This window comes from Streptomyces nojiriensis (assembly GCF_017639205.1).
GTDB lineage: Bacteria > Actinomycetota > Actinomycetes > Streptomycetales > Streptomycetaceae > Streptomyces > Streptomyces nojiriensis.
Genome location: NZ_CP071139.1, coordinates 4,005,609 through 4,028,680, shown reverse-complemented (window position 1 = coordinate 4,028,680; position 23,072 = coordinate 4,005,609). Strand labels below are relative to the sequence as shown.

Annotated in this window: 21 protein-coding genes and 1 tRNA gene; 17 read left to right on the top strand and 5 right to left on the bottom strand. The window is 72.6% G+C overall.

All coding sequences use genetic code 11. From position 1 onward, the window contains the following. The first annotated feature begins 64 nt into the window (after positions 1 to 64). The 6 genes from moaC to JYK04_RS18600 all read left to right on the top strand — a co-directional run bounded on the left by moaC (position 65) and on the right by JYK04_RS18600 (position 4,383). On the top strand, positions 65 to 544 hold the full coding sequence (gene moaC, locus JYK04_RS18625; protein ID WP_030012065.1) for a cyclic pyranopterin monophosphate synthase MoaC: 480 nt from the start codon (positions 65 to 67) through the stop codon (positions 542 to 544). A gap of 92 nt (positions 545 to 636) precedes the next feature. Then, positions 637 to 1,140, top strand: coding sequence for a MogA/MoaB family molybdenum cofactor biosynthesis protein (locus JYK04_RS18620; protein WP_189735704.1), 504 nt, complete (start codon positions 637 to 639; stop codon positions 1,138 to 1,140). Between the two features lie 17 nt (positions 1,141 to 1,157). Continuing rightward, positions 1,158 to 1,766 (top strand): GNAT family N-acetyltransferase, encoded by a 609-nt coding sequence (locus tag JYK04_RS18615; RefSeq protein ID WP_189735408.1) that lies wholly within the window; start codon positions 1,158 to 1,160, stop codon positions 1,764 to 1,766. 180 nt (positions 1,767 to 1,946) lie between these two features. Beyond that, positions 1,947 to 2,975: a divisome protein SepX/GlpR gene (sepX, locus tag JYK04_RS18610; RefSeq protein ID WP_189735409.1), complete on the top strand. Its 1,029-nt coding sequence runs from the start codon at positions 1,947 to 1,949 to the stop codon at positions 2,973 to 2,975. A 78-nt stretch (positions 2,976 to 3,053) separates the two neighbouring features. After that, positions 3,054 to 3,127, top strand: a tRNA-Ala gene (locus JYK04_RS18605). A gap of 134 nt (positions 3,128 to 3,261) precedes the next feature. After that, positions 3,262 to 4,383 (top strand): hypothetical protein, encoded by a 1,122-nt coding sequence (locus JYK04_RS18600; RefSeq protein WP_189735411.1) that lies wholly within the window; start codon positions 3,262 to 3,264, stop codon positions 4,381 to 4,383. A gap of 42 nt (positions 4,384 to 4,425) precedes the next feature. On the opposite strand, the gene JYK04_RS18595 is transcribed toward JYK04_RS18600, so the two are convergent. Beyond that, entirely contained in the window at positions 4,426 to 5,412 is a 987-nt protein-coding gene (locus JYK04_RS18595; protein WP_189735413.1) for an aldo/keto reductase, read from the bottom strand. 102 nt (positions 5,413 to 5,514) lie between these two features. On the opposite strand from JYK04_RS18595, the gene JYK04_RS18590 reads away from it, so the two are divergent. Further along, positions 5,515 to 6,873 carry a CoA transferase gene (locus JYK04_RS18590; protein WP_189735415.1) on the top strand — a complete coding sequence of 453 codons (1,359 nt, stop codon included), beginning with the start codon at positions 5,515 to 5,517 and terminating at the stop codon, positions 6,871 to 6,873. A 207-nt stretch (positions 6,874 to 7,080) separates the two neighbouring features. Here JYK04_RS18590 and JYK04_RS18585 read toward each other — a convergent pair whose 3' ends face one another. Next, positions 7,081 to 7,578, bottom strand: coding sequence for a GNAT family N-acetyltransferase (locus JYK04_RS18585; RefSeq protein ID WP_189735417.1), 498 nt, complete (start codon positions 7,576 to 7,578; stop codon positions 7,081 to 7,083). A 38-nt stretch (positions 7,579 to 7,616) separates the two neighbouring features. Here JYK04_RS18585 and JYK04_RS18580 point away from each other — a divergent pair, with 38 nt between their 5' ends. Continuing rightward, complete coding sequence (locus tag JYK04_RS18580) at positions 7,617 to 8,420, top strand: exodeoxyribonuclease III (RefSeq protein WP_189735419.1); 804 nt, start codon at positions 7,617 to 7,619, stop codon at positions 8,418 to 8,420. Here the strand turns inward: JYK04_RS18580 and JYK04_RS18575 are convergent. After that, positions 8,402 to 9,130, bottom strand: a complete 729-nt coding sequence (locus JYK04_RS18575; RefSeq protein WP_189735421.1) for a MerR family transcriptional regulator — start codon at positions 9,128 to 9,130, stop codon at positions 8,402 to 8,404. The two genes, JYK04_RS18580 and JYK04_RS18575, sit on opposite strands and share 19 nt — an antisense overlap. A 190-nt stretch (positions 9,131 to 9,320) precedes the next feature. On the opposite strand from JYK04_RS18575, the gene JYK04_RS18570 reads away from it, so the two are divergent. The 4 genes from JYK04_RS18570 (at position 9,321) to JYK04_RS18555 (ending at position 13,150) form a co-directional block, all read left to right on the top strand. Then, complete coding sequence (locus tag JYK04_RS18570; RefSeq protein WP_229875124.1) at positions 9,321 to 11,084, top strand: flavin-containing monooxygenase; 1,764 nt, start codon at positions 9,321 to 9,323, stop codon at positions 11,082 to 11,084. After that, on the top strand, positions 11,081 to 12,013 hold the full coding sequence (locus tag JYK04_RS18565; protein ID WP_189735423.1) for an alpha/beta fold hydrolase: 933 nt from the start codon (positions 11,081 to 11,083) through the stop codon (positions 12,011 to 12,013). The genes JYK04_RS18570 and JYK04_RS18565 overlap by 4 nt, the downstream gene beginning before the upstream one ends. Further along, positions 12,010 to 12,894: an SDR family oxidoreductase gene (locus tag JYK04_RS18560; RefSeq protein WP_189735425.1), complete on the top strand. Its 885-nt coding sequence runs from the start codon at positions 12,010 to 12,012 to the stop codon at positions 12,892 to 12,894. The genes JYK04_RS18565 and JYK04_RS18560 overlap by 4 nt, the downstream gene beginning before the upstream one ends. 76 nt (positions 12,895 to 12,970) lie before the next feature. Further along, on the top strand, positions 12,971 to 13,150 hold the full coding sequence (locus tag JYK04_RS18555; RefSeq protein WP_189735427.1) for a hypothetical protein: 180 nt from the start codon (positions 12,971 to 12,973) through the stop codon (positions 13,148 to 13,150). A gap of 87 nt (positions 13,151 to 13,237) precedes the next feature. Here JYK04_RS18555 and JYK04_RS18550 read toward each other — a convergent pair whose 3' ends face one another. Beyond that, positions 13,238 to 16,519, bottom strand: coding sequence for a S41 family peptidase (locus JYK04_RS18550; protein WP_189735429.1), 3,282 nt, complete (start codon positions 16,517 to 16,519; stop codon positions 13,238 to 13,240). Positions 16,520 to 16,671: 152 nt separating this feature from the next. Between JYK04_RS18550 and JYK04_RS18545 the strand changes: the two genes are divergently transcribed. Together JYK04_RS18545 and JYK04_RS18540 are read left to right on the top strand one after the other, a co-directional pair. Then, a complete protein-coding gene (locus tag JYK04_RS18545) occupies positions 16,672 to 17,262 on the top strand; it encodes a TetR/AcrR family transcriptional regulator (RefSeq protein ID WP_189735431.1) in 591 nt (196 codons plus the stop codon). 130 nt (positions 17,263 to 17,392) lie between these two features. Then, complete coding sequence (locus tag JYK04_RS18540) at positions 17,393 to 19,591, top strand: MMPL family transporter (protein ID WP_189735432.1); 2,199 nt, start codon at positions 17,393 to 17,395, stop codon at positions 19,589 to 19,591. A 132-nt stretch (positions 19,592 to 19,723) separates the two neighbouring features. On the opposite strand, the gene JYK04_RS18535 is transcribed toward JYK04_RS18540, so the two are convergent. After that, the gene (locus JYK04_RS18535) at positions 19,724 to 20,140 is read right to left on the bottom strand and encodes an SsgA family sporulation/cell division regulator (RefSeq protein ID WP_189735434.1); all 417 of its coding nucleotides are present in this window, start codon (positions 20,138 to 20,140) and stop codon (positions 19,724 to 19,726) included. Positions 20,141 to 20,316: 176 nt separating this feature from the next. Between JYK04_RS18535 and JYK04_RS18530 the strand changes: the two genes are divergently transcribed. From JYK04_RS18530 to JYK04_RS18520, 3 genes are read left to right on the top strand one after another with little or no spacing between them, the layout of a single operon-like run. After that, the gene (locus JYK04_RS18530; protein WP_189735436.1) at positions 20,317 to 21,384 is read left to right on the top strand and encodes an energy-coupling factor ABC transporter permease; all 1,068 of its coding nucleotides are present in this window, start codon (positions 20,317 to 20,319) and stop codon (positions 21,382 to 21,384) included. A gap of 1 nt (position 21,385) precedes the next feature. After that, on the top strand, positions 21,386 to 22,147 hold the full coding sequence (gene cbiQ / locus JYK04_RS18525) for a cobalt ECF transporter T component CbiQ (protein ID WP_189735438.1): 762 nt from the start codon (positions 21,386 to 21,388) through the stop codon (positions 22,145 to 22,147). Beyond that, complete coding sequence (locus JYK04_RS18520) at positions 22,135 to 22,908, top strand: energy-coupling factor ABC transporter ATP-binding protein (protein WP_189735440.1); 774 nt, start codon at positions 22,135 to 22,137, stop codon at positions 22,906 to 22,908. Before cbiQ ends, JYK04_RS18520 begins: the two co-directional genes overlap by 13 nt. Positions 22,909 to 23,072: the final 164 nt, after the last annotated feature.

Below are 23,072 nucleotides of genomic sequence, written 5' to 3'. Positions count from 1 at the left end.
GGTGCGGGTAGCGTGTGTCGCACCACACAGGCTCCCCGGGAGCCCAGAGCGGAGCGGCGCAGCAATGAGTACCGAGAGCAGGCTCACCCACATCGACGAGGCCGGGGCGGCCCGGATGGTCGACGTGTCCGGGAAGGACGTCACCACCCGGACGGCACGGGCCAGCGGACGCGTACTCGTCGCCCCGCGGGTGATCGAGCTGCTGCGCGGCGAGGGCGTCCCCAAGGGCGACGCCCTCGCCACCGCGCGCATCGCCGGGATCATGGGGGCGAAGAAGACCCCCGACCTGATCCCGCTGTGCCACCCGCTGGCCGTCTCGGGCGTGAAGGTGGACCTGCGGGTCGCCGACGACGCGGTCGAGATCCTCGCCACCGTGAAGACGACCGACCGCACGGGCGTCGAGATGGAGGCGCTGACCGCGGTCGCGGTCGCCGGCCTCACCGTGATCGACATGGTGAAGGCGGTCGACAAGGGCGCGGTCATCACGGACGTCCGGGTGGAGGAGAAGACCGGCGGCAAGTCCGGCGACTGGGCGCGCTCGTGAACGCCCCCCGCGGCGGCGAGGTCCACAGCCACAGCCACAGCCACGGCGACGGCGTCGCCCCCACCGCCGAGGCGGCCGGCTCGCCGCGGCCGCTGGGCCGGGCCCTGGTCGTCACGGCCTCGAACCGGGCCTCGCAGGGCGTGTACGCGGACAAGGGCGGGCCGCTGCTGGCCGAGGCGCTGCAGGAGCTCGGCTTCACCGTGGACGGCCCGCGGGTCGTCCCGGACGGCGATCCCGTGGAGCAGGCGCTGCGCGAGGGCGTGGCCGCCGCGTACGACGTCATCCTGACCACCGGCGGCACCGGGATCTCGCCGACCGACCGCACCCCGGACGCCACCGCGCGGGTGCTGGACTACGAGATCCCGGGCATCCCGCAGGCCATCCGCGCCGAAGGCCTGGCGAAGGTGCCGACCGCGGCCCTGTCCCGGGGCCTGGCGGGCGTGGCCGGGCGCACCCTCATCGTCAACCTGCCCGGCTCCACGGGCGGGGTGCGCGACGGCCTCGCCGTCCTGTCCCGCGTCCTGCCGCACGCGGTGGACCAGATGCGGGGCGGCGACCACCCCAGACCGGCGGCGCCCTCCGGGAGCCCGAGCTGAACGGCCCGACCTGGCCGGTGGTCCTGTCGGACGGCGATGTCACCCTCCGGCCGATAAAGCTGCGGGACCAGAAGGCCTGGCGCGAGGTCAACCGGCGCAACCGCGACTGGCTCAGGCCGTGGGAGGCCACGATTCCGCCGCCCGCGCCGTGGGGGCCGGTGGTCCAGCGGCCCACGTACCGCCAGATGGTCCGCCATCTGCGGGCGGAGGCGAACGCGGGCCGGATGCTGCCCTTCGTCATCGAGTACCAGGGCCGGCTGGTGGGCCAGCTGACGGTCGCCGGGATCACCTGGGGCTCGATGTGCGCGGGCCACATCGGCTACTGGGTGGACCGCGAGGTGGCGGGCCGCGGTGTGATGCCGACGGCGGTCGCGCTGGCGGTGGACCACTGCTTCAGGAAGGTCGGCCTGCACCGGATCGAGGTGTGCATCCGCCCCGAGAACGTTCCGAGTCGGCGGGTCGTGGAGAAGCTGGGCCTGCGCGAGGAGGGGCTGCGGCCGCGCTATCTGCACATCGACGGGGCCTGGCGCGACCACCTCGTCTACGCGGTGACGGCGGAGGAGGTCCCGGAGGGGCTGCTGCGCCGCTGGCACCGTGCGCGCCACTCGTCTTCCCCGCCGAAATAGCGGGGATCACCCGGAGCGCCGATAAGCGAATATCTGTTCGAATTAATGGCCTCGGGTAACCGATTCGCCCATAACCTGATCCGAAGAATCACAAAAAAAGTCCGTGATATCAGCGAGATCGCGCGACACACCGGCCCAATTGGCCGATCCCCTCGGCCGCACCCCTCTACGGTGTGAGGTGTGAGCAGCAGCGGCCTCATCTACGCAGTCATTGTCGGGGCCTGGGCCGCCTACTTGGTGCCCATGTGGCTCCGGAGGCAGGACGAGCTGAACGAAGCTCGTCCGACGGAACGCTTCTCCACTGCCATTCGGCTGCTTTCCGGCCGGGCGGGAATGGAGCGCCGTTACGCCAAGGGGCTGCGTGAGCGCGGTGACGAGCAGGCGGAGCCCCAGCCCCACGCGGACCCGGACGCCGCGACGGAAACAGTCGATTCCGTCGACGCCGACGCCCGGGCCTTCGGCGTGCCCCCGACCAGGGCGGAGCCGAGGGGAGCCACCGCCGAGCGGGAGCAGCGCGCGGAGCGGGCCCGGCGCGAACAGCGCCTCCAGGTCCTCGCGCGCCGCCGGCGCACCACCGCACTCCTCTTCCTGGTCTTCACCCTCGGCGCCGTCGTCGCCGCGGTGGGCGGCCTGCACTACCTGTGGGCCCCCGCGGTTCCCGCCCTGCTGCTGAGCACGTACATCGTGCACCTGCGGGTCCAGGAGCGGCGGCGCTACGAGTTCACCATGGACCGGCGGCGCGCCGAGGCGGCCGCGCGGCAGCTGCGGGAGAACCGGCCGAGCCGCCGTGAGCCCGAGGCTGCGGCGGGCGTCGAACCGGACCCTGCGCCACCGGTTTCCCCGCAGGAGGCCGGACGGCGCGCACTGGTCGAGCAGACCGACCACGCCGAGTGGGTGGACCAGCAGCGCGAGCGCGAACGCGGCCCCGCCCGCGGTGACAGCTGGGAGCCGGTCCCGGTCCCGCTGCCGACGTACGTGACCGCCCCGGTGGCCCCCCGCGCCACGGGCCCGGCGGCCCCGGACGCCTGGAGCGCGACCCGCTCCAGCACGGCCGAGCCGACGGAACCCCGCCTGCGCGCGCAGCCCGGACCCCCCAAGCCGGACCCGAAGCCCCAGACCACCCCGCGCCCGCGCGCCCAGGGCATGGGCCGTACCCCGCTGTTCGACCAGTACGAGGGCGAAGACCGCCCGCGCGCCGCGAACGAGTGATCGGTGACCTGCGCGGACGCTCCGGGATATCGGTTTTGGAGCACCCGCGCGGGGATGCTAATGTTTCACACGTCGCAAGGGCCTGTGGCGCAGTCTGGTAGCGCACCTCGTTCGCATCGAGGGGGTCTGGGGTTCAAATCCCCACAGGTCCACAGACGACAGTTCGCGAGTAGCTCTCGTGAACGTCACGAGATCCCGTCAGGTCGAAAGACCTGGCGGGATCTCGGCGTTTCCGGGGGCCTCCCTAGGATGATCGGCAAATGATCATCCGACGGGGAGAAGAACTGTGCGCGTTGCACGGCAGCACGAAGCGGCCCGACTCCGGGACGCGGCGGTTTTCATAGGACTGCCGGATCCGACACTGTGGTCCGGTCCGCCGGTCCGGGAGAGCGAGATCGCCGCGTGGATGGAGGAGGTCGAGTTCTTCACCACGATCGAGATCGACTCCGTCCTCACCGTGCACAGCCGCTCCGGCAACGCCTTCGAGCTGTACGGAAAGGGACGCAACTTCCTCAACCCGGTGCGGCTGGCACGCTATGCGCCGTACGCGATCGAGGCGGAGAGCGCCCCGGAGAACCCGGAGATCCTCGCCCGGGCGCGCACCGCGTGGCGGGAGTACGTGGACGGCATCGCCCGGCGCATCGGCGCCCCCGTCCGGGTGACGGAGGACGACGCCGAGGTCCCGGAGGCGGTCTGGCGTCCGGGCGGCGAGGAAGGCCCGCACCTGCGCCTCTGGATGAACAGCTCGCACGGACTGGACCCGGACAGCCCGCTGTTCGCCAGGATCCCCGGCCGCGTGCTGGTCCGCCTCGACGCACACGCCCCGGCGGACCCGGTCGGCGTCACGCCGCGGGAGGAGCCCGGGGCGAGCGACCTGCCGGAGTGGATCCCGGACCGGTACCAGGAGTACGCCGTCGAGCAGGCCCGACGCGAACACGAGACGCCGGACGACGACGACCGCCTGCTCGAAAGGATCCGGCACGTGCTGGGCGGCACGATCAGCACCGGCGGATCCCTCCACGACTACCTCGGCCGGCTGGCCACGACCCCGGTCGAGGCCCACCCGGACACCGACTCCTACCTCTGGCAGCACACCTTCCGGCACCCCGGTGCCCCGCAGGGCCGCCTGCCCGCCATGCACATGGCGCACGTGATCAGCGTCCTCGCGAACCACGAGAAGGAGGGCTCGGCCCGCACCCCGGAGACCGTGGAACCCGGCCTCACCCTCCACTACTACGACCTGTTCGACCCCCGGATGCAGAACGCCCTGGCCGTGACGGGGCGGGACGCCTGCGCGCTGTGGCGGACGGTCCGCTCCTCGTACGAGCGGTCCATCACGGGCAAGTCGTACCTCATCACCCCCCAGGACGTCCTGGACCGCCTGAAAGCCGCTGCCGGAACCGACTGAGCCCCCTGCGCCCCGCCCGCCGGTCACCCCACTGACAAGAGGTCAGTGGGCCGCGTCGAGCCTCGTGCGCTGGTCCGGGGTCAGGTCGAGGTCCACCGCGGCCAGGCTCTCCTCCAGCTGGGCCACCGAAGAGGCGCCGACGAGGGGGAGGATCGGGATGTCCCCGCCCATCAGCCAGGACAGCACCACCTGGTTGACGGTGGCCCCGGTCTCGGCGGCCACCTCGCGGACCGCGCGCAGGCGCGGCTCGGTGCCCGCGTGGTCGAAGCCCGGGCCCAGCGGCTTGTCGTCGCGGACGTAGGCTCCGGCGATCAGCGGGGAGTACGAGACCTGCGTCAGCGACGGGTTGTCCCGGAGGTAGCTGAGCAGGTCGCCGCTGACCAGGCCCTGGTTGCCGTCGGGCGAGCGCAGGCTGAGGACGTCGGTGCGCTGGCGCAGGTAGCTGTGGTGGTGCTGGAGCACCTCGTAGCCCGGTACGCCGGCCGCCGCGGCCAGCGCACGGGCGCGCTCCACCCGCCAGGCCCAGTGGTTGCTGGCGCCGAGCAGGCCCGCCGTGCCGTTCGCGACGACCTCGGCGAACCCCTGGACGGTCTCCTCCAGCGGGGTCTTCTCGTCCATGATGTGCGCGTACAGCAGGTGGATGCGCTCGATGCCGAGCCGCTCCCGGCTGCGCTCCGCGGACTCCCGGATGACCTTCGCGGACAGGCCCTCCACGTCCAGACTGAAGCCGCTGGTGGGCTGGTTGGGGCGGGCTCCCAATTTGGTGGCGACGGTGATGCCGTCCCCGACACCCCGGCTGCGCAGCCAGCGGCCGACCAGCTCCTCGCTCTCGCCGCCCTGGGTGCCGTTGACCCAGAAGGCGTAGTTGTTGGAGGTGTCGATGAAGGTGCCGCCCGCTTCCGCGAAACGGTCGAGGATCGCGAACGAGGTGGCCTCGTCGACGGTGGTGCCGAAGGTCATCGTGCCCAGGCTCAGCACGCTCACTTCGCGGCGGGTCTCGGCGGCGGTTCCGATGACACGGTATTTCACGGTGATGGTGCCTTTCGCTTGTCAGAGCTGTGTGGGCGGATGATCGTCGAGGAATCCGCTCCGGGCAACGGGATAAGCGAACGGGCGCGAGATCATGGGTCCATGACGATCGGTGAGGAACGGGACGACGGGACGGCCCAGGCCTGGGAAGCGCTCGGCGGGGCGCCCGAGCTCGTCGGCCGGGTGCGCTACCGCGGAGCCGGCGACCTGGGGGAAGGGCCGCTCCCGGTGGCCGCGTTGGCGCGCGCGACCGTCGGGGTGTGCGGGCTGGCCGCGGCCGAGCTGGCCGCGGTGAGGGCCGGGGGCGGGGCTGCGGACGCGGCTGCGCAGGTGGTGGACGAGGGCGCGGTGGCGACGGCGTTCGTCAGCGAGCGGCACCTGCGGGTGGAAGGGCGCGCACCGGTGACCTTCGCGCCGTTGTCCGGCTTCTGGCGGACGGTGGACGGCTGGGTGCGCACGCACGCCAACTATCCGCACCACGAAGCCGCCTTGGTACGGGCGCTGCGGCTGCCGTCGGCGACACCGGAGGCGGTGCGCGCCGCGGTCGGGGGGCGGACGGCGGTCGAGGTGCAGGAGCTCGTGTACGGGGCGGGCGGACTCGCCGTCGCCGTGGCACGGGACTACGGGGAGCCGCAGCCGCTGGTGGAGCCCGTACGGGAATCAGGGGCGCGGGGCCGGACGCTCGGCGCCGCCCCGGCCGGCCGGCCCGCCGCGGGGGTGCGGGTGCTGGACCTGACCCGGGTCATCGCCGGGCCCGTCGCGACGCGCACGCTCGGGCTGCTGGGGGCGGACGTGCTGCGGATCGACCCGCCGGGGATGCCGGAGGCGGACGACGCGTACGCGGACACCGGCTTCGGGAAGCGGTCGGCGCTGCTGGACCTGGCGGGGGCGGGGGACCGGGCCGTCTTCGAGGGACTGCTCGCCGAGGCCGACGTGGTGGTGACGGGCTACCGGCCGGGGGCCCTGGAACGGCACGGCTTCGGGGCGCGGGAGCTGCTGGAACGGTGGCCGGGGCTGGTGGTGGCCGAGCTGTGCGCGTGGGGGTGGCGGGCGGCGGAGCCGTGGGCGGGGCGGCGGGGGTTCGACTCGCTGGTGCAGGCGGGGTACGGGATCGCCGCCGCGTGCGCCGGGCCCGACGGGCGGCCGGGGGTGTTGCCGGCGCAGGCGCTGGACCACGGGACGGGGTACCTGGTGGCGGCCGGCGTGCTGCGGGCGTTGGCGGAGGGGGGCGGGCGGGGGCTGCGGTTCTCCCTCGCGGGGACGGGGTCGTGGCTGGTGCGGGGGCTCTCCCGAGCGGGGGCGGGTGGGGGTGCGGGGGCTTCGGGGTATGCGGCGGAGCCGTGGCTGCGTGCGACTCCGTCGGGGTACGGGGTGCTGCGGCACGCCGCCAGTCCCTTCGGGGAGTGGGCGGTGGGGCCGTCCCGGTGGGGGACGGACCCGGCCGTCTGGCTCCCGCGGTAGGGGTGGGGCGGGTGCCGCGCCGTTGCCGGGGGCGCTGCCCCCGGACCCCCGCGCCTCAAACGCCGGCGGGGCTGAAAGATCGCCTCAAGCGCCGGCGAGGCTGAGAGATCGCCTCAAGCGCCGGCGAGGCTGAGAGATCGCCTCAAGCGCCGGCGGGGCTGGGTGGTGCCGGCGGGGCTGGGTGGGGCTGCGGGTCGGGATGGCGGATCAGGTGTCGGTCAAGGGCTTCGTCATGCAGCGGCTGGAGTCGTAGAAGCGGTAGTGGCCGAACTTCGCGGACAGGGCGTAGCCCGAGGAGAGGTACAGGGCTATCGCCTCCGGCTGCTGGTCGCCCGTTTCGAGGACCATGCGGTGGCGGCCCGCCGCGCGGGCGTCCGCCTCCAGGACCGCCAGGATGCGGCGGGCGAGGCCCAGGCCCCGCGCCTCCGGGACCACGTACATGCGCTTGAGCTCCGCGTCGCCGTCCGCGTAGCCCTCGTCGTTCTCGTCCTGGGTGCGCCAGCCGCCGCTCGCCACCGCGGTGCCCGTGGCGTCGTACGCCAGCAGGTACAGGCCGTGCGGCGGGACGAACATCGCCGGGTCCAGGAAGGTGGCGTCGCCCTCACCGTCGTACCGCTCCTGGTACTCCAGCTGGACCTGGTCGTTGAGTTTGACCGCGTCCGGGTGGTCGTACGGCACGGTGCGGAGGTCTATCCGGTGAGACATTCGAATATCGTACGGAACCCTCCCGCTATGGTGCTGGGATGCTCACAGTGACCTCCGTGAATGTGAATGGGATCCGCGCCGCCGCCAAGAAGGGCTTCGGGGCGTGGCTCGAGGGATCCGACGCCGACGTGGTCTGCCTGCAGGAGGTACGGGCCGAGGAGGGGCAGATTCCGGCGGACGTCCGGACCCCCGCGGGCTGGCACACGGTCTTCGCGCCGGCCGCCGCCAAGGGGCGGGCCGGGGTCGCGCTCTACACGCGGCGGGCGCCCGAGCGCGTGCAGGTCGGGTTCGGCAGTGAGGAATTCGACACCGCCGGGCGGTACCTGGAGATCGACCTTCCGGGGGTGACCGTGGCCAGCCTCTACCTGCCCTCGGGCGAGGCCGGGACGGAGAAGCAGGACGAGAAGTACCGGTTCATGGACGAGTTCCTGACGTACCTGGCGGCGCTGAAGGAGCGGGCCGCCGCCGACGGCCGCGAGGTCGTGGTGTGCGGTGACTGGAACATCTGCCACCAGGAGGCCGACCTCAAGAACTGGAAGACGAACCGGAAGAACGCGGGCTTCCTCCCCGAGGAGCGGGAGTGGCTCGGCAAGGTGTACGCGCAGGCGGGCTACGTCGACGTGGTGCGGGAGCTGCACCCGGACACCGAAGGGCCGTACTCCTGGTGGTCCTACCGCGGGCGGGCCTTCGACAACGACGCCGGGTGGCGGATCGACCTCCAGGTGGCCACCCCCGGGCTGGCGGCGAAGGCCGTGAAGGCCTTCGTGGAGCGCGCCGAGACGCACCCCGAGCGCTGGTCCGACCACGCGCCCGTGACCGTGGTCTACGAGCTGGGCGTCTGACCGGAGCCGGTGTCGGCGGCGGTGTCGGCGGCGGGTCCGCCGCCCGCGGCCAGCAGGCGGTCCATCGCCATCGTCAGCTCGGCCTCGACCACGCTCTTCGCCAGCGGGCGCAGCCGGGTGAGCGCGTCCGGTGAGATGTGGGCCGATATCAGCTCGGTGAAGAGCAGGGCCATCGCGTCCGCGTGCTCGCGGACGCGGCGGCCGGTCTCCAGGACGGCCGCCAGCGGGACGCCCTCGCGCACCAGGGCCGAGGAGACGTCCAGCAGGCGGCGGCTGACGTGCACGATCACGTCGCCGTCGACGGCGAGGTAGCCGAGGTCCAGGGAGGCCGCCAGGTTCTCCGGGGTGACCTCGCCCTCGAAGTAGTCGGCCAGCGCCTCCGGGGTGAGCCGGACCGGGGTCTCCTCGGACCAGCCGATGCCGAGCAGCTCCCCGAGCTGGCCGACGTCCCGGCCGCTCTCGAAGGCCGCGGTCAGCTCGGCGATGCCGCCGAGGGTGTGGCCGCGTTCCAGCAGGGCGGCGATGGTGCGCAGCCGGGCCAGGTGATGGTCGTCGTACCAGGCGATCCGCCCCTCGCGGCGGGGCGGTGGGAGCAGTTTGCGCTCGCGGTAGAAGCGCAGGGTGCGCACCGGGATGCCGGCCGCCTCGGCCAGTTCCTCCGTGCGGTACTCGCGCACCGTCTTCGTCGCTCGCGTCTCTTCCTTCGCCACAGTCGCACCTTATGGCGTACCGGCAGTAACTTTCCGGGTCCGCCCCCTACCCATGAGTACGGGGCTGCTCTACCCTCCCGATTGTGCCAGTGATTGCTGGCAGTGTTTCGATGGTGTGGCGCGTTGCGGGCGTTGCGTGGCTGGGACTGCGGATGAGCGGAAGGCGGCGGGCATGGGTGGCACGGGCGGCATGGGCGGACGCGAGCACGTACGGGTGGCGGTGATCGGGTCCGGATTCGGCGGGCTCGGCGCGGCCGTACGGCTGCGGCGCGAAGGGATCACGGACTTCGTCGTACTGGAACGGGCCGACTCGGTCGGCGGCACCTGGCGCGACAACAGCTACCCGGGGTGCGCGTGCGACGTGCCCTCCCACCTCTATTCGTTCTCCTTCGCCCCCAACCCCGACTGGCCGCGGACCTTCTCCGGGCAGCCGGCCATCCGCGCCTACCTGGAGCACGTCGCCGACACCTTCGGACTGCGCCCGCACATCCGGCTCGACTCCGAGGTGCGGATGATGCGCTGGGACGCGGAGGAGCTGCGCTGGGAGATCGAGACCTCGGCCGGGGAACTGACCGCCGACGTCGTCGTCTCCGCGACCGGGCCGCTGTCCGACCCGAAGATGCCGGAGATCCCGGGGCTCGCCGAGTTCCCCGGCAAGGTCTTCCACTCCGCCCGCTGGGACCACGACTACGACCTGCGCGGCAAGCGCGTCGCCATGATCGGTACCGGCGCCTCCGCCATCCAGATCGTGCCCGCCATCGCCCCCGAGGTGGAGCGCCTCACCCTCTTCCAGCGGACCCCGCCGTGGGTCATGCCCCGCACCGACCGGGCCATCACCGCCGTGGAGCGCTGGCTCCACCGCCAGCTGCCCTTCACCCGGGCGGCGCGGCGCGGGCTGCTGTGGGGGATCCGGGAGCTCCAGGTCGGCGCCTTCACCAAGCGCCCGAACCAGCTCGGCCTCATCGAGTCCCTGGCCAAGGCCAACATGGCGCGCTCGATCAAGGACCCGGCCCTGCGCGCGAAGCTGACGCCCTCCTATCGGATCGGGTGCAAGCGGATCCTGCTCTCCAGCGAGTACTACCCGGCCCTGGCGCGGCCCGATGTGGACCTGGTCGCCTCCGGGCTCAAGGAGATCCGCGGCTCGGTGCTCGTCGCCGCCGACGGGACCGAGACCGAGGTCGACGCGATCATCTTCGGCACCGGCTTCCACGTCACGGACATGCCGATCGCGGACCGGGTGGTGGGCGCGGAGGGCCAGACCCTCGCGGACGCCTGGAAGGACGGGATGCAGGCGCTGCGCGGGGCCACCGCCGCCGGCTTCCCCAACTGGATGACGATCATCGGGCCGAACACCGGGCTCGGGAACAGCTCGATGATCCTGATGATCGAGTCGCAGCTCACCTACATGGCCGACTACCTGCGGCAGCTGGGCATGCTGGGCGGGAGGGTCGCGCTCGGCGCCCGGCCCTCCGCGGTGAACCGGTGGAACCGGCAGGTGCAGGCCCGGATGGAGCGGACGGTGTGGAACACCGGCGGCTGCACCAGCTGGTACCTGGACGCGCAGGGCCGCAACACGACGGTCTGGCCGGGCACGACGGGAGAGTTCCGCCGGGAGACGCGGAGCGTCGATCTGGCGGAGTACGAGGTGCTGCGGGCGGGGGAGCGCGAGCGGGTCCCGACCGTTGCCGTTGCCGTTTCGGCTGTCGCCGGGCCGCGTCGCTCCCGCGGGGGCTCCGTGGGGTCCGGTGCGGCGCCGCTGCCGGGGGCGCTGCCCCCGAACCCCCGCGCCTCAAACGCCGGCGGGGCTGGAGTTGCTCCCGGCGGGGCTGGATTGGCCCCGGACGGTGTCTCGAGTGGCGAGGCTGGATTGGCCCCCGGCGGCGTCTCGGGCGGCGGGGGTGGAGTTGCCCCCGGCGGCGTCTCGAACGTCGGCGGGCCTGGAGCGGGCGCGTGAGTCGGCTGATGCATGTCGTCTCCGGGCCCTACGCGCCGCCCGTCGCGCGGCGGGAGCTCGTCGCCGTCTCCGCCGACGGGGCCCGGCTGCACGTCGAGGTCCACGGGGACGAGGACGCGCCGACCGTGGTGCTGGCCCACGGCTGGACCTGTTCCACCGCCTTCTGGGCCGCCCAGACCAGGGCCCTGGCCGCCACCCACCGGGTCATCGTCTACGACCAGCGCGGGCACGGGCGCAGCCCCGCCGTCCGGGCGGCCGGTCACAGCACCACCGCCCTCGCCGACGACCTGGTGGCCGTCCTGGAGGCCGCCCTCGCCCCCGGGCGGCGGGCGGTCGTCGCCGGGCATTCCATGGGCGGTATGACGATCATGGCGGCCGCGGGCCGGCCGGAGTTCGCCGAGCGGGCCGCGGCCGCGCTGCTGTGCAGTACCGGCAGTTCCCGGCTGGTCGACGAGGCACTGGTCCTGCCGGTGCGCCCCGGGCGCGTCCGGACCCGTGTCACCGGCGCGGTCCTCGGCTCCCGCGCCCCCCTCGGGCCGGTCACGCCGATCGCCCGGAAGGTCCTCAAGTACGCCACCATGGGCCCCGGGTCGGCGCCGGACAAGGTCGAGGCGTGCGCCCGTATCGTCCACGCCTGCCCCACCGGGGTGCGGCACGCCTGGTCCCGGGTGCTGGCCGGCCTGGACCTCGACGCCGACGTGGCCCGCCTCACGGTGCCCACCGCCGTCATCGGCGGCACCGCCGACCGGCTCACCCCGATCGTGCACGCCCGCGGACTCGCCGCCGCGCTGCCGAACTGCGTGGGCCTGACCGAGCTCACCGGCATGGGGCACATGACCCCGGTCGAGGCCCCCGAGGCCGTCACCGGCGCCCTGCGCGAGCTCGCCGATCTGTATCTCGACACCACCGCGAAGGAGAAGACGACGTGAGCGCTCGCAGGAGTCTGGAAGGCCAGGTCGCCGTCGTCACCGGCGCCGCCCGGGGGGTGGGCGAGCTGCTCGCGCGCAAGCTGTCGGCCCGCGGCGCGAAGATCGCCCTCGTCGGCCTGGAGCCGGAGGTCCTCAAAGAGGTCTCCGAGCGGCTGCACACCGAAAGCGACCACTGGTACGCCGACGTCACCGACCACGAGGCCATGGCCCGGGTGGCCGAGGAGGTCAAGCAGCGCTTCGGCAAGGTGGACATCGTCGTCGCCAACGCGGGCGTGGCCGCCGGCGGGCCGTTCGCCGACTCGGACCCGGACGCCTGGCGCCGGGTGATCGAGGTCAACCTGATCGGCGGGGCCGTCACCGCCCGCGCCTTCCTGCCCGTACTGATGGAGAGCCGCGGCTACTTCCTGCAGATCGCCTCGCTCGCCGCGATCACCCCGGCACCGATGATGACCGCCTACTGCGCCTCCAAGTCCGGGGTCGAGGCCTTCGCGCACTGCCTGCGCGCGGAGGTCGGGTACAAGGGGGTCAAGGTCGGGGTCGGCTACCTCTCCTGGACCGACACGGACATGGTGCGCGGCGCCGACCAGGACGAGGTCATGCGGGAGTTGCGCCAGCGGCTGCCGTGGCCGTCGAACCGTACGTACCCGCTGGGGCCGGCCGTCGACCGGATCGTCGCGGGCATCGAGCGGCGCTCGCCGCACGTGTACGCGCAGTGGTGGCTGCGCGGCATGCAGGGGGTGCGCGGCTACCTGCCGGGGCTGATCGCGACGGTCGGGCAGCGCGAGATGAAGCGCTTCGAGCCGCGCCTGGGCGGTGTGTCCAAGGGGCTCGTCGGGGCCGGCGGGGCGGCGGACGAGAAGGAGCGCACGCAGAGTCACTGATCGAAATGCGACCTTTGTCCGCTCATGCAAGTCTGGTCGAGGCCCCACCACCTACACCCCTCATGGAGTGAACAGCATGGGTATCAAGGACCAGTTCCAGGACAAGGCGCAGGAGCTCAAGGAGAAGGCCCAGAAGGGGCAGAAGCAGCCCGGCAAGGGCCCGCAGGACAAGAAGTCCCAGCGGACCCCGCAGCCGAAGGACTCGCCGCAGCGGTCCTTCGACGACATCCGGGACGAGCTCGACGACCGGACCTAGGCTTCTGGCCCGACCGTTACGGGCCCGCACGCAGCGCCGAGGGGCGCGATCCCCGCCGGGGATCGCGCCCCTCCCGCATGCGCCCGCTCACTCCCTCGGCGGCAGCTTCGGACGGCGCCGGTCCGGTACGTCCGTGTAGCCGGGCGGCACCGCGGCCGGGTCCTGTTCCAGCAGTTCCAGCGCCAGGTGCACGGCGTCGTCCAGCTGGGCGTGCCGCCCCTCCGCCCAGTCGAGCGGGGTGCGCTGGATCTCCAGGTCCGGCTCCACGCCGTGGTTCTCCACCGACCAGCCGTACTCCGGGAACCAGGCGGCGTTCATCGGCACCGTGATCACCGTGCCGTCCCCGAGGGTGTGGCGGCCGGTCATGCCGACCACCCCGCCCCAGGTGCGCAGGCCCACCACCGGTCCCAGGCCCAGCAGTTTGAAGGCCGCGGTGATCATGTCCCCGTCCGAGGAGGTCGCCTCGTCGGCCAGCGCCACGATCGGTCCGCGGGGCGCGTTGGAGGCGTAACTGACCGGCTGCGCGTTGCGCGTCAGGTCCCAGCCGAGGATGGAGCGGGTCAGCTTCTCCACCACCAGCTCGCTGATGTGCCCGCCCGCGTTGCCGCGTACGTCCACGATCAGTGCGGGCCGGGACATCTCCATCCGCAGGTCGCGGTTGAACTGCGCCCAGCCCGAGCCGCCCATGTCGGGGATGTGGAGGTAGCCGCAGCGGCCGCCGCTGATCTCCCGGACCGCCTCGCGCCGCTTGGACACCCAGTCCTGGTAGCGCAGCGGCCGTTCGTCGATGAGCGGCACGATGGCGACCCGGCGGGCCCGGCCCTCGCCCGCCGCGGGCCGGAAGGTCAGCTCCACCGTGGTGCCGCCCGCCGCCGCCAGCAGCGGATAGGGCCCGGTGACCGGGTCCACCGGCCGGCCGTCCACGTGGGTGAGCACCGCGCCTTCCCGGATGCCGGTGCCGGCCAGGGGGGAGCGGGCCTTGGAGTCCGAGGACTCGCCGGGCAGGATCCGGCTGACCACCCATTCCCCGTCCCGGGGGAAGAGGTTGGCGCCGAGCAGGCCGATCGCCCGCTGGTAGTGCGGGGGGCCTTCGTTGCGGCGCGCGGGGGAGACGTAGGCGTGCGAGGTGCCGAGTTCGCCGAGGACCTCGCGCAGCAGGTCGGCGAACTCGTCGGGTGAGGCGACCCGTTCGACCAGGGAGCGGTACTGGGCGAGGATCCCGTCCCAGTCGATGCCGCACATCTTCGGCTCCCAGAAGTACGCGCGGATGATCCGCCCGGCCTCCTCGTAGGCCTGGCGCCACTCGGCCGCCGGGTCCACCTCGTGCAGGATGCGCCGCAGGTCCAGGTAGACGGTCGAGTCGCTGTCGCCCGACTCGGTCGCCGGGACCGCGCGCAGGTCGCCGTCGTCGTTGATCACGAGTCGCGTGCCGTCGCCGCTGACCGCGAACCAGTCCAGCCCCGAGGCCAGTTCGGTCTTGCGGGCCTTGGTGAGGTCGAAGTGCTCCAGTGTCGGCTTGCCGCTGATGTCGGCCGGGTTGGCGAAGGTCTCGCCGAGCGCGCCCGAGATCGGCCAGCGCAGCCACACCAGCCCGCCGCCGTGCACCGGGTACAGGGCCGAGTACTTGGACGCGGTCACCGGGAACGGGGTGACGCGGCTCTCCAGTCCCTCCACCTCCACGGTGACGGCGCCGTCGGCCTCGCCCGAGTCGCCCTCCGCCACGTCGAGTCCGCCGGCCGCGGGCCGGCCCTCGGCGGAGAGCGCGAAGGGGGAGGGGGTCGCGGAGTTCAGCGGCACCAGGTAGGGGCGGCAGCCCAGCGGGAAGGACAGGTCGCCGGTGTGCACGTCGTAGACCGGGTCGAAACCGCGCCAGGACAGGAAGGCCAGGTAGCGCCCGTCCCGGGTGAAGACCGGATTCTCGTCCTCGAAGCGGCCGTTGGTGACGTCGACGACGGTGCGGGCGCCGGGGCCGGAGATCCGGGCCATCTTGATCTGCCGCAGCGAACGCCCGATGCCCGGGTGCGACCAGGTCAGCCAGTCCCCGTCGGGGGAGAAGGCGAGGTCGGTGACCGGGCCGTTGATGGACCGGATCAGCTCGGTGACCTCGCCGTTGGACTCCTCGGTGGCGTCGATGAGCAGCAGCCGGCCGTCGTTGGAGGCGATGGCGAGCCGCTCGCCGTCCGGGTCCGAGAGCAGCTCGGTGACCCGGCCCAGCTCGCCCGAGGCCAGCCGGCGCGGCTCCCGTTCCCCGGAGGCCCGCGGCAGGTAGGCGATCTCGATCGCGTCCTCGCCCTCGGCGTCGGTGACGTAGGCGACCTGCCCGCCGCTGCCGAGCATCTCCGGCAGCCGTACGCGCACGCCCGGGGTGTCGGCGATGGTGCGGGCCGGGCCGTCGCGGTGGGTCAGCCAGTAGAGGCTGCCGCGCACCACGACCGCGCTGGCGCGCCCGGTGGTGTCCACGGAGAGCGAGTCGACGTGGCTGGCGGCCGGCACCTGGTACGTACGGCGGCCCGCGCGCGGCCCGCCGAGGCGGACGTCGAGCTTGCGCGGGACGGCGTCCCGGTCGAGGGACTCGACGAGCCAGAGGTCCCCGGCGCACTGGTAGACGACGCGGGAGCCGTCGCTGGAGGCGTGCCGGGCGTAGAACTCCTCGTGATCGGTGTGCCGGCGCAGATCGGTGCCGTCGGGCAGGCAGGAGTACAGGTTGCCGATGCCCTCGTGGTCGGAGAGGAAGGCGATCCTGCCGTCCACGAACATCGGGGAGTCGAGGTGGCCCTCGACGTCCTCCAGCAGGCGCTGTCCGTGCAGCCACAGCCGGCCGGTGGCGCCGCCGCGGTAGCGCTTCCAGGCGGCGGGCTCGTGCGGGGGCTTGCCGGTGAGCAGCAGGGAGTGCCGTTCGCCCTCCTCCGTGGCGTGCACCTGGATGTCGGAGACGGGCCCCCAGGGCAGGCGCCCGCCGGGGCTGCCGTCGGTCGGGAGGGTGTAGGCCCAGGCGAAGTAGGAGAAGGGCTGGCTGTGCGAGGACACGGCCAGGATGTCGCTGCGCCCGTCCTCGTCGGGCGGGGTCCAGCCGCAGACGCGGGTGTCGAGGGCGCCCCAGTGGCTCAGCTGGCGGGCGGGGCCGCCGTCCACGGGGGCGAGGTGGATCTCGGGGTCGAGGCTGCGCCAGGTGGTGAAGGCGATGTGCTTGCCGTCGGGGGAGAAGCGCGGGTGGCCGACGCGGGTCCGGTCGACGGTGATGCGCCAGGCCCGTCCGGGCGTCCGGCCGTCGGGGACCAGCGGGGCGACCCAGAGGTCGTCCTCGGTGGCGAAGCAGAGGAGGTCGTCGTGCAGGTGCGGGAAACGGAGGTACGCGACGTCGTGACTCACCCCCCAATGCTTTCCGCGGAGGAGGGCCCTGGCAACTCGTACAGGTGATCCATGCCACTCCCCCAAGCGAAACGGAACGGTTTCGTTTCGCTTGGGGGAGGGGTATCGTCTTAAGCGTACGGAACAGTTTCGCTTCGATGGGAGGCACGGACATGACCGAGGCGATGGCGGCTCGGCGTAGCCGGATCACCCCCGAGCGACAGGCCGAACTGCACGAGGCGGTCCTCGACCTCCTGCGTGACGTCGGCTACGAGGCGCTGACCATGGACGCGGTCGCCGCCCGTACGAAGTCCAGCAAGGCCACCCTCTACCGCCAGTGGGGGAGCAAGCCGGAGCTGGTCGCCAAGGCCCTGCGCTGCACGCAGCCGGTCTCGCTGCGCGAGATCGACACGGGCAGCCTGCGCGGGGACTTCGCGCGCATGGTCGAGCACTCCGACGACGCGCAGATGGCCAAGGACACCGCGCTGATGCGGGGTCTGGCCCACGCCGTCCACGAGAGCCCGGAGCTGCACAAGGCCCTGCGCGACCTGCTGGTCGACCCGGAGATCAACGGTCTCCAGACGATGCTGCGGCGCGCGGTGGACCGGGGCGAGATCCGCCCGGACTGTCCGGCGCTCGACTTCGTACCGCACATGCTCATCGGGGCGTTCATCGCGCTCCCGCTGATCGAGGACCGCCCGGTGGACCGGGCCTTCCTCGGTGACTTCATCGACGCCGTGGTCTTCCCCGCCCTCGGCGTCTGATCCTCACTCCTCCCCGTCCCCGGCACGCCCCTCTGCTGCTCCTGACACGCCGCTCTCGTCGTCGGGCCGGCTTTTCACGCCCTGATCCGATCCGGATCCATCCCACGACCTGAACGGGAGAACCACCGACGTGGCTACCTTCCTCTACCGACTCGGCAGAGGCGCCTTCCGGCGCCGCGGCCTCGTCGCCCTCCTCTGGGTGGCGCTGCTGTTCGCCGCCGGCTTCGGCGCCGCCTCGGCGGCCGCGCCCACCTCCGGCTCGTTCTCGATACCCGGTTCGGAGGCCCAGAAGGCCTTCGACCTGCTGGACAAGCGCTTCCCGGGCATGGCCGCCGACGGCGCCACCGCCCGCATCGTCATCAAGGCCCCCGAGGGCGCCAAGGTCACCGACCCCGGCCCCAAGGCCGAGGTCCAGAAGATCGTCTCGGGTCTGAAGACCGGTCCGGGCGCGGCCGAGATCTCCTCCGTCGCCGACCCGTACGAGGTCCAGGCCGTGAGCCAGGACGGCTCCACCGCCTACATCAGCGCCAAGTACACCGTCAGCGGCATGGAGCTGAAGGACGACACCCGCGAGGCGCTCAAGGGCTCGGGCGAGGCCGCCAAGGCCGCCGGGCTGAACGTCCAGATCGGTGGCGACGCGCTGATGGCGGCCCCCGAGACGGGCTCCGGCGAGATCATCGGCATCGCGGTCGCCGCGATCGTCCTCGTCATCACCTTCGGCTCACTGATCGCCGCCGGTCTGCCGCTGCTGACCGCGATCATCGGCGTGGGCATCGGCGTCTCCTCCATCACCGCGCTCGCCAACGTGCTGGACCTCGGCAACACCACCGCCACCCTCGCGACGATGATCGGCCTCGCGGTCGGCATCGACTACGCCCTCTTCATCGTCTCCCGCTACCGCGTGGAGCTCGCCGAGGGCCGCGAGCGGGACGAGGCCGCCGGCCGCGCTGTCGGAACCGCCGGCTCCGCCGTCGTCTTCGCCGGTCTGACCGTGGTCATCGCCCTGGTGGGCCTGGCCGTCGTCAACCTCCCCATGCTGACCAAGATGGGCTTCGCGGCCGCGGGCACCGTGGTCATCGCCGTGCTCGTCGCGCTGACCCTGGTCCCGGCCATCCTCGGCTTCGCGGGCAAGAAGGTGCTGCCCGCGGGCGAGAAGAGCCGGCTGTTCGGCAAGGGCAAGCCGGCGGGCGCCGAGAAGAAGGCCAACGGCGGCACCCGCTGGGCCCGCTTCGTCCTGCGCCGCCCCGTCATGGTGCTGCTGGCCGGTGTGATCGGCCTCGGCGTCATCGCCATCCCGGCGAGCAAGCTGGAGATGGGCCTGCCGGACGACGGTGCCCAGCCGGTCTCCACCACCCAGCGCCAGGCGTACGACCTGCTGTCCGACGGCTTCGGCCCGGGCTTCAACGGCCCGCTGATGGTGGTCGTGGACGGCAACAAGGCGCTGGCCGACTCCACCGTCGACCGGATCAAGGGCCTGGACGGGGTCGTCGCGGTCACCCCGCCGACCCTCAACGAGGCCGGCGACGCCGCGGTGATCACCGTGATCCCGAAGGACCGCCCGTCCTCCACGCACACCGAGGAACTGGTCCACGAGATCCGCGACGGCAGCGGGGACGACGTCCTCGTCACCGGCGCCACCGCGATGAACATCGACTTCTCGCAGAAGATGAACGACGCGCTGCTGCCCTACCTGGCGCTCGTCGTGGGCCTGGCCTTCCTGCTGCTGATGCTCGTCTTCCGCTCGGTCCTGGTCCCGCTCAAGGCGGCCCTCGGCTTCCTGCTCTCGGTCGTCGCCGCCCTCGGCGCCGTCGTCGCGGTCTTCCAGTGGGGCTGGCTCGGCTCGGTCTTCGGGGTGGAGCAGACCGGTCCGATCATGTCGATGATGCCGATCTTCATGGTGGGTGTCGTCTTCGGTCTGGCCATGGACTACGAGGTCTTCCTCGTCACCCGGATGCGTGAGGCGTACGTCCACGGCGAGCGCCCGGGCCAGGCCGTGGTCACCGGCTTCCAGTACAGCGCGCGGGTCGTCGTGGCCGCCGCCATCATCATGATCGCGGTGTTCGCGGGCTTCATCGGGGCCAGCGAGCAGATGGTCAAGATGATCGGCTTCGGTCTGGCCGTCGCCGTCTTCTTCGACGCCTTCGTGGTCCGCATGGCCATCGTCCCGGCGGTGCTCGCCCTGCTCGGGCACAAGGCCTGGTGGCTGCCGAAGTGGCTGGACCGGCTGCTGCCGAACGTGGACGTGGAGGGCGAGAGCCTGCGCAAGCACCTGGAGTCCGCGCAGTCCCCGGAGGGCCCGGACAAGGACCGCGAGCTGGTCAACGCCTGACCCGGCCCGACCCCGTCCGAACCCGTCGGCCCCGCACCTGCCGACGGGACGGCCCGGCCCCGTACCGCCTGATGATCAGGCGGTACGGGGCCGGGCCCCTTTTTTTGCGGCCGGTTTCTGCGGCCGGCCTCGTTACGCCCGACGGGTGACGGCGGCCGCGGGGGCGTACGTACGCCGCAGGAACCGGCGCAGTGCGGCGATGTCGAACTGGACCACGGCGACGCCCTCGGGGGAGTGGAACTCGACGACCGCCTGGACGCGGCCGCAGGGCCAGATCCGTACGTCCCCGGTCCCGGTCGGGGCCTGGAGGCCCGCCTCCAGGAGGGCGCGGGGGAAGACCCACTCGTTGTCGGTGCCTTCGGGGGACAGGCCCGCCGGGAAGACGATCCGTACGGCCAGCGGCTCGGCGACGGCGAAGCGCAGGGCGACCGGGATGGTCCGGTAGAGGGGGTCGTCCGTGATGACGCGGGCACGGACCCGTTCCTCGACGGCGGTCGCGGTCGCGGTGGTGGTGGCGGTCGCTGGGGGATTCTCGGCGGTTGCTGACATCGACAAGACTCCTCGAAATCAGAACATTTGCGTCCTTTTGTCCCGTCCAGCCTCGCACATTCCCACGAAACCGCACGGGTCCATTTGTGATGCGTCCGCTCTTGCCAATGGTTTGCAACTGGGCACTATGGTTGAACAGCTAAAGACTGCATAAGACGCGGAAGCGGAGCCCCTCCATGCATGTGCCCGACGGATTCATCAACGCACCCGTCTCGGTGGCCGCCGGAGTGGTGGCGGCCGCCGCGGTGGCCGTCAGCCTCCGCGGCGCCCGCCGCGAACTCGACGAGCGCACCGCGCCGCTCGCCGGTCTCGTCGCCGCCTTCATCTTCGCCGTGCAGATGCTGAACTTCCCGGTCGCGGCCGGTACCAGCGGCCATCTCCTGGGCGGGGCGCTCGCCGCGATACTCGTCGGCCCCTACACCGGCGTGCTGTGCGTGTCCGTCGTCCTGCTCATGCAGGGCATCCTCTTCGCCGACGGCGGCCTGACCGCCCTCGGCGTGAACGTCACCGTCATGGGCGTCGTCACCGTCGTCGTCGCCTACGCGATCTTCCGCGGGCTGCTCGGGCTCCTGCCGCCCACCCGCCGCTCGGTCACCGCGGCCGCCTTCACCGGCGCCCTGCTCTCGGTGCCCGCCGCGGCCGCCGTCTTCACCCTCGTCTACGCCGTCGGCGGCACCACGGACGTGCCCATCGGCAAGGTGTTCACCGCCATGGTCGGCGTCCACGTCCTCATCGGCATCGGCGAGGCCGCCATCACCGCCGCGACCGTCGGCGCCGTGATCGCGGTACGTCCCGACCTGGTGCACGGGGCCCGCGGGCTGACCTCGTCCCTAAAGCTGCGCGTCGGCGGCGAGCTCGTCGACGCACCGGCCGCGGCCGCCGCGCCCGCTGCCGCCGCCGGCGACGGGTCGACGAAGAAGGTGTGGGTGACCGGCCTGGTCACCGCCCTCGTGCTCGCCGGTTTCGTCTCCTTCTACGCCTCCGCGAACCCCGACGGCCTGGAGAAGGTCGCCGCGGACAAGGGCATCGACGAGAAGGTCGAGGAGCACGCCGCGGCGAACTCCCCGCTCGCCGACTACAGCGTCAAGGACGTCGACGACGCCCGCCTCTCCGGCGGACTCGCCGGGGTCATCGGCGTCGGCGTGACCGTCGTCGTCGGCACCGGGATCTTCTGGGCCGTGCGCCGCCGCCGGACGGAAGACCTCACCGCCACCTCCTCCTCCACCCCCGTCTCGGCGGGCTGACATGGGGGCCGGCCACGCCCACAAGCTCTACCGCCACGGCCATTCACCGGTCCACGACCTGCCTGCGCACTGCAAGCTCGCCGCGACCCTGGCCTTCGTCGTGGTCGTCGTGTCCACACCGCGCGAGGCGGTGTGGGCCTTCGGCCTGTACGCCGTCCTCCTCGCGGCGGTGGCCGCCGTCGCCCGGATCCCGGCCGGCTTCCTGCTCCGGCGGCTGCTGATCGAGGTGCCCTTCGTCGCCTTCGCCGTGCTCATGCCCTTCGTCGCCGAGGGCGAGCGCGTGCAGGTGCTCGGCATGTCGCTCAGCGTCTCGGGCCTCTGGGGCGCCTGGAACGTCCTCGCCAAGGGAACCCTCGGCGTGGCCGCCTCCGTCCTGCTCGCCTCGACCACCGAGCTGCGGGCCCTGCTGCTGGGCCTGCAACGGCTGAAGCTGCCGCCCCTGCTCGTCCAGATCGCCTCCTTCATGATCCGCTACGGCGATGTGATCAGCGACGAGCTGCGCCGGATGTCCATCGCCCGCCGCTCCCGCGGCTTCGAGGCCAGCGGGATCCGGCACTGGGGGGTGCTGGCCAAGACCGCCGGCGCGCTGTTCATCCGCTCCTACGAGCGCGGCGAGCGGGTCTACCTCGCGATGGTCAGCCGGGGCTACGCCGGCTCGATGCCGGTGATCGACGAGGTCGTCGCCTCGCGCGCCCAGTGGGCGTACGCGGCCGTGCTCCCGGTGACGGCCCTCGCCGTCTGTCTGATGGGATGGACCCTGTGACCAGTACTGCCTCCCTCGAAGTCGCCGGCCTCGCCTACGCCTACCCGGACGGCCACCAGGCCCTCTTCGGGGTGGACCTCACCGTCGGGCAGGGCGAGCGGGTCGCCCTGCTCGGACCCAACGGCGCGGGCAAGACCACGCTGGTGCTGCACCTCAACGGCATCCTCACCGGCGGGGTCGGCACCGTGGCCGTCGCCGGGCTGCCCGTGGCGAAGCGGAACCTCGCCGAGATCCGCCGCCGGGTCGGGATCGTCTTCCAGGACCCCGACGACCAGCTGTTCATGCCGACCGTCCGCGAGGACGTGGCCTTCGGCCCGGCGGCGGCCGGGATGCGGGGCGCGGAGCTGGAGGAGCGGGTCCGGGCGGCCCTGGACCAGGTCGGGATGGCGGACTTCGCCGACCGGCCGCCGCACCACCTGTCCTTCGGCCAGCGCCGCCGCGTCGCGGTGGCGACCGTACTGGCCATGCGGCCCGAGATCCTGGTCCTGGACGAGCCCTCGTCCAATCTGGACCCCGCCTCGCGCCGCGAGCTCGCGGACATCCTGCGCTCGCTGGACGTGACCGTGCTGATGGTCACGCACGACCTGCCGTACGCGCTGGAACTGTGCCCGCGCTCGGTGATCCTGAGCGAGGGGGTCATCGCGGCGGACGGCCGCACGCAGGAGCTCCTGTGCGACGACAAGCTGATGCGGGCCCACCGGCTGGAGCTCCCGTTCGGCTTCGACCCGCGCACGCCCCTTCTGACGCGCCCCTCGCGCTGATCGGCGCCGGGGCGCCTCCCAGGCTTCGAGCCGCTGCGTCGGACTCCGCCCGCCGGGCGGGGGCCGGGCCCCGGTGAGCCGCTCCGGGCAACCCGGGAAGCAGGGCCGTCCGGCAGGCGTTGCATTGTGGCGTAGGCGCCGTCGGGGCGCTGCGGCAGGTGCTG

Bases quoted from the DNA above. Each gene is read 5' to 3' on its own strand.
- JYK04_RS18545 (WP_189735431.1), top strand. From the start codon at position 16,672: ATGACCGAGGCGATGGCGGCTCGGCGTAGCCGGATCACCCCCGAGCGA.
- JYK04_RS18585 (WP_189735417.1), bottom strand. From the start codon at position 7,578: ATGTCTCACCGGATAGACCTCCGCACCGTGCCGTACGACCACCCGGAC.
- JYK04_RS18570 (WP_229875124.1), top strand. From the start codon at position 9,321: ATGGGCGGACGCGAGCACGTACGGGTGGCGGTGATCGGGTCCGGATTC.
- JYK04_RS18530 (WP_189735436.1), top strand. From the start codon at position 20,317: ATGCATGTGCCCGACGGATTCATCAACGCACCCGTCTCGGTGGCCGCC.
- JYK04_RS18555 (WP_189735427.1), top strand. From the start codon at position 12,971: ATGGGTATCAAGGACCAGTTCCAGGACAAGGCGCAGGAGCTCAAGGAG.
- JYK04_RS18535 (WP_189735434.1), bottom strand. From the start codon at position 20,140: ATGTCAGCAACCGCCGAGAATCCCCCAGCGACCGCCACCACCACCGCG.
- JYK04_RS18580 (WP_189735419.1), top strand. From the start codon at position 7,617: ATGCTCACAGTGACCTCCGTGAATGTGAATGGGATCCGCGCCGCCGCC.
- JYK04_RS18590 (WP_189735415.1), top strand. From the start codon at position 5,515: ATGACGATCGGTGAGGAACGGGACGACGGGACGGCCCAGGCCTGGGAA.
- cbiQ (WP_189735438.1), top strand. From the start codon at position 21,386: ATGGGGGCCGGCCACGCCCACAAGCTCTACCGCCACGGCCATTCACCG.
- JYK04_RS18520 (WP_189735440.1), top strand. From the start codon at position 22,135: ATGGACCCTGTGACCAGTACTGCCTCCCTCGAAGTCGCCGGCCTCGCC.
- moaC (WP_030012065.1), top strand. From the start codon at position 65: ATGAGTACCGAGAGCAGGCTCACCCACATCGACGAGGCCGGGGCGGCC.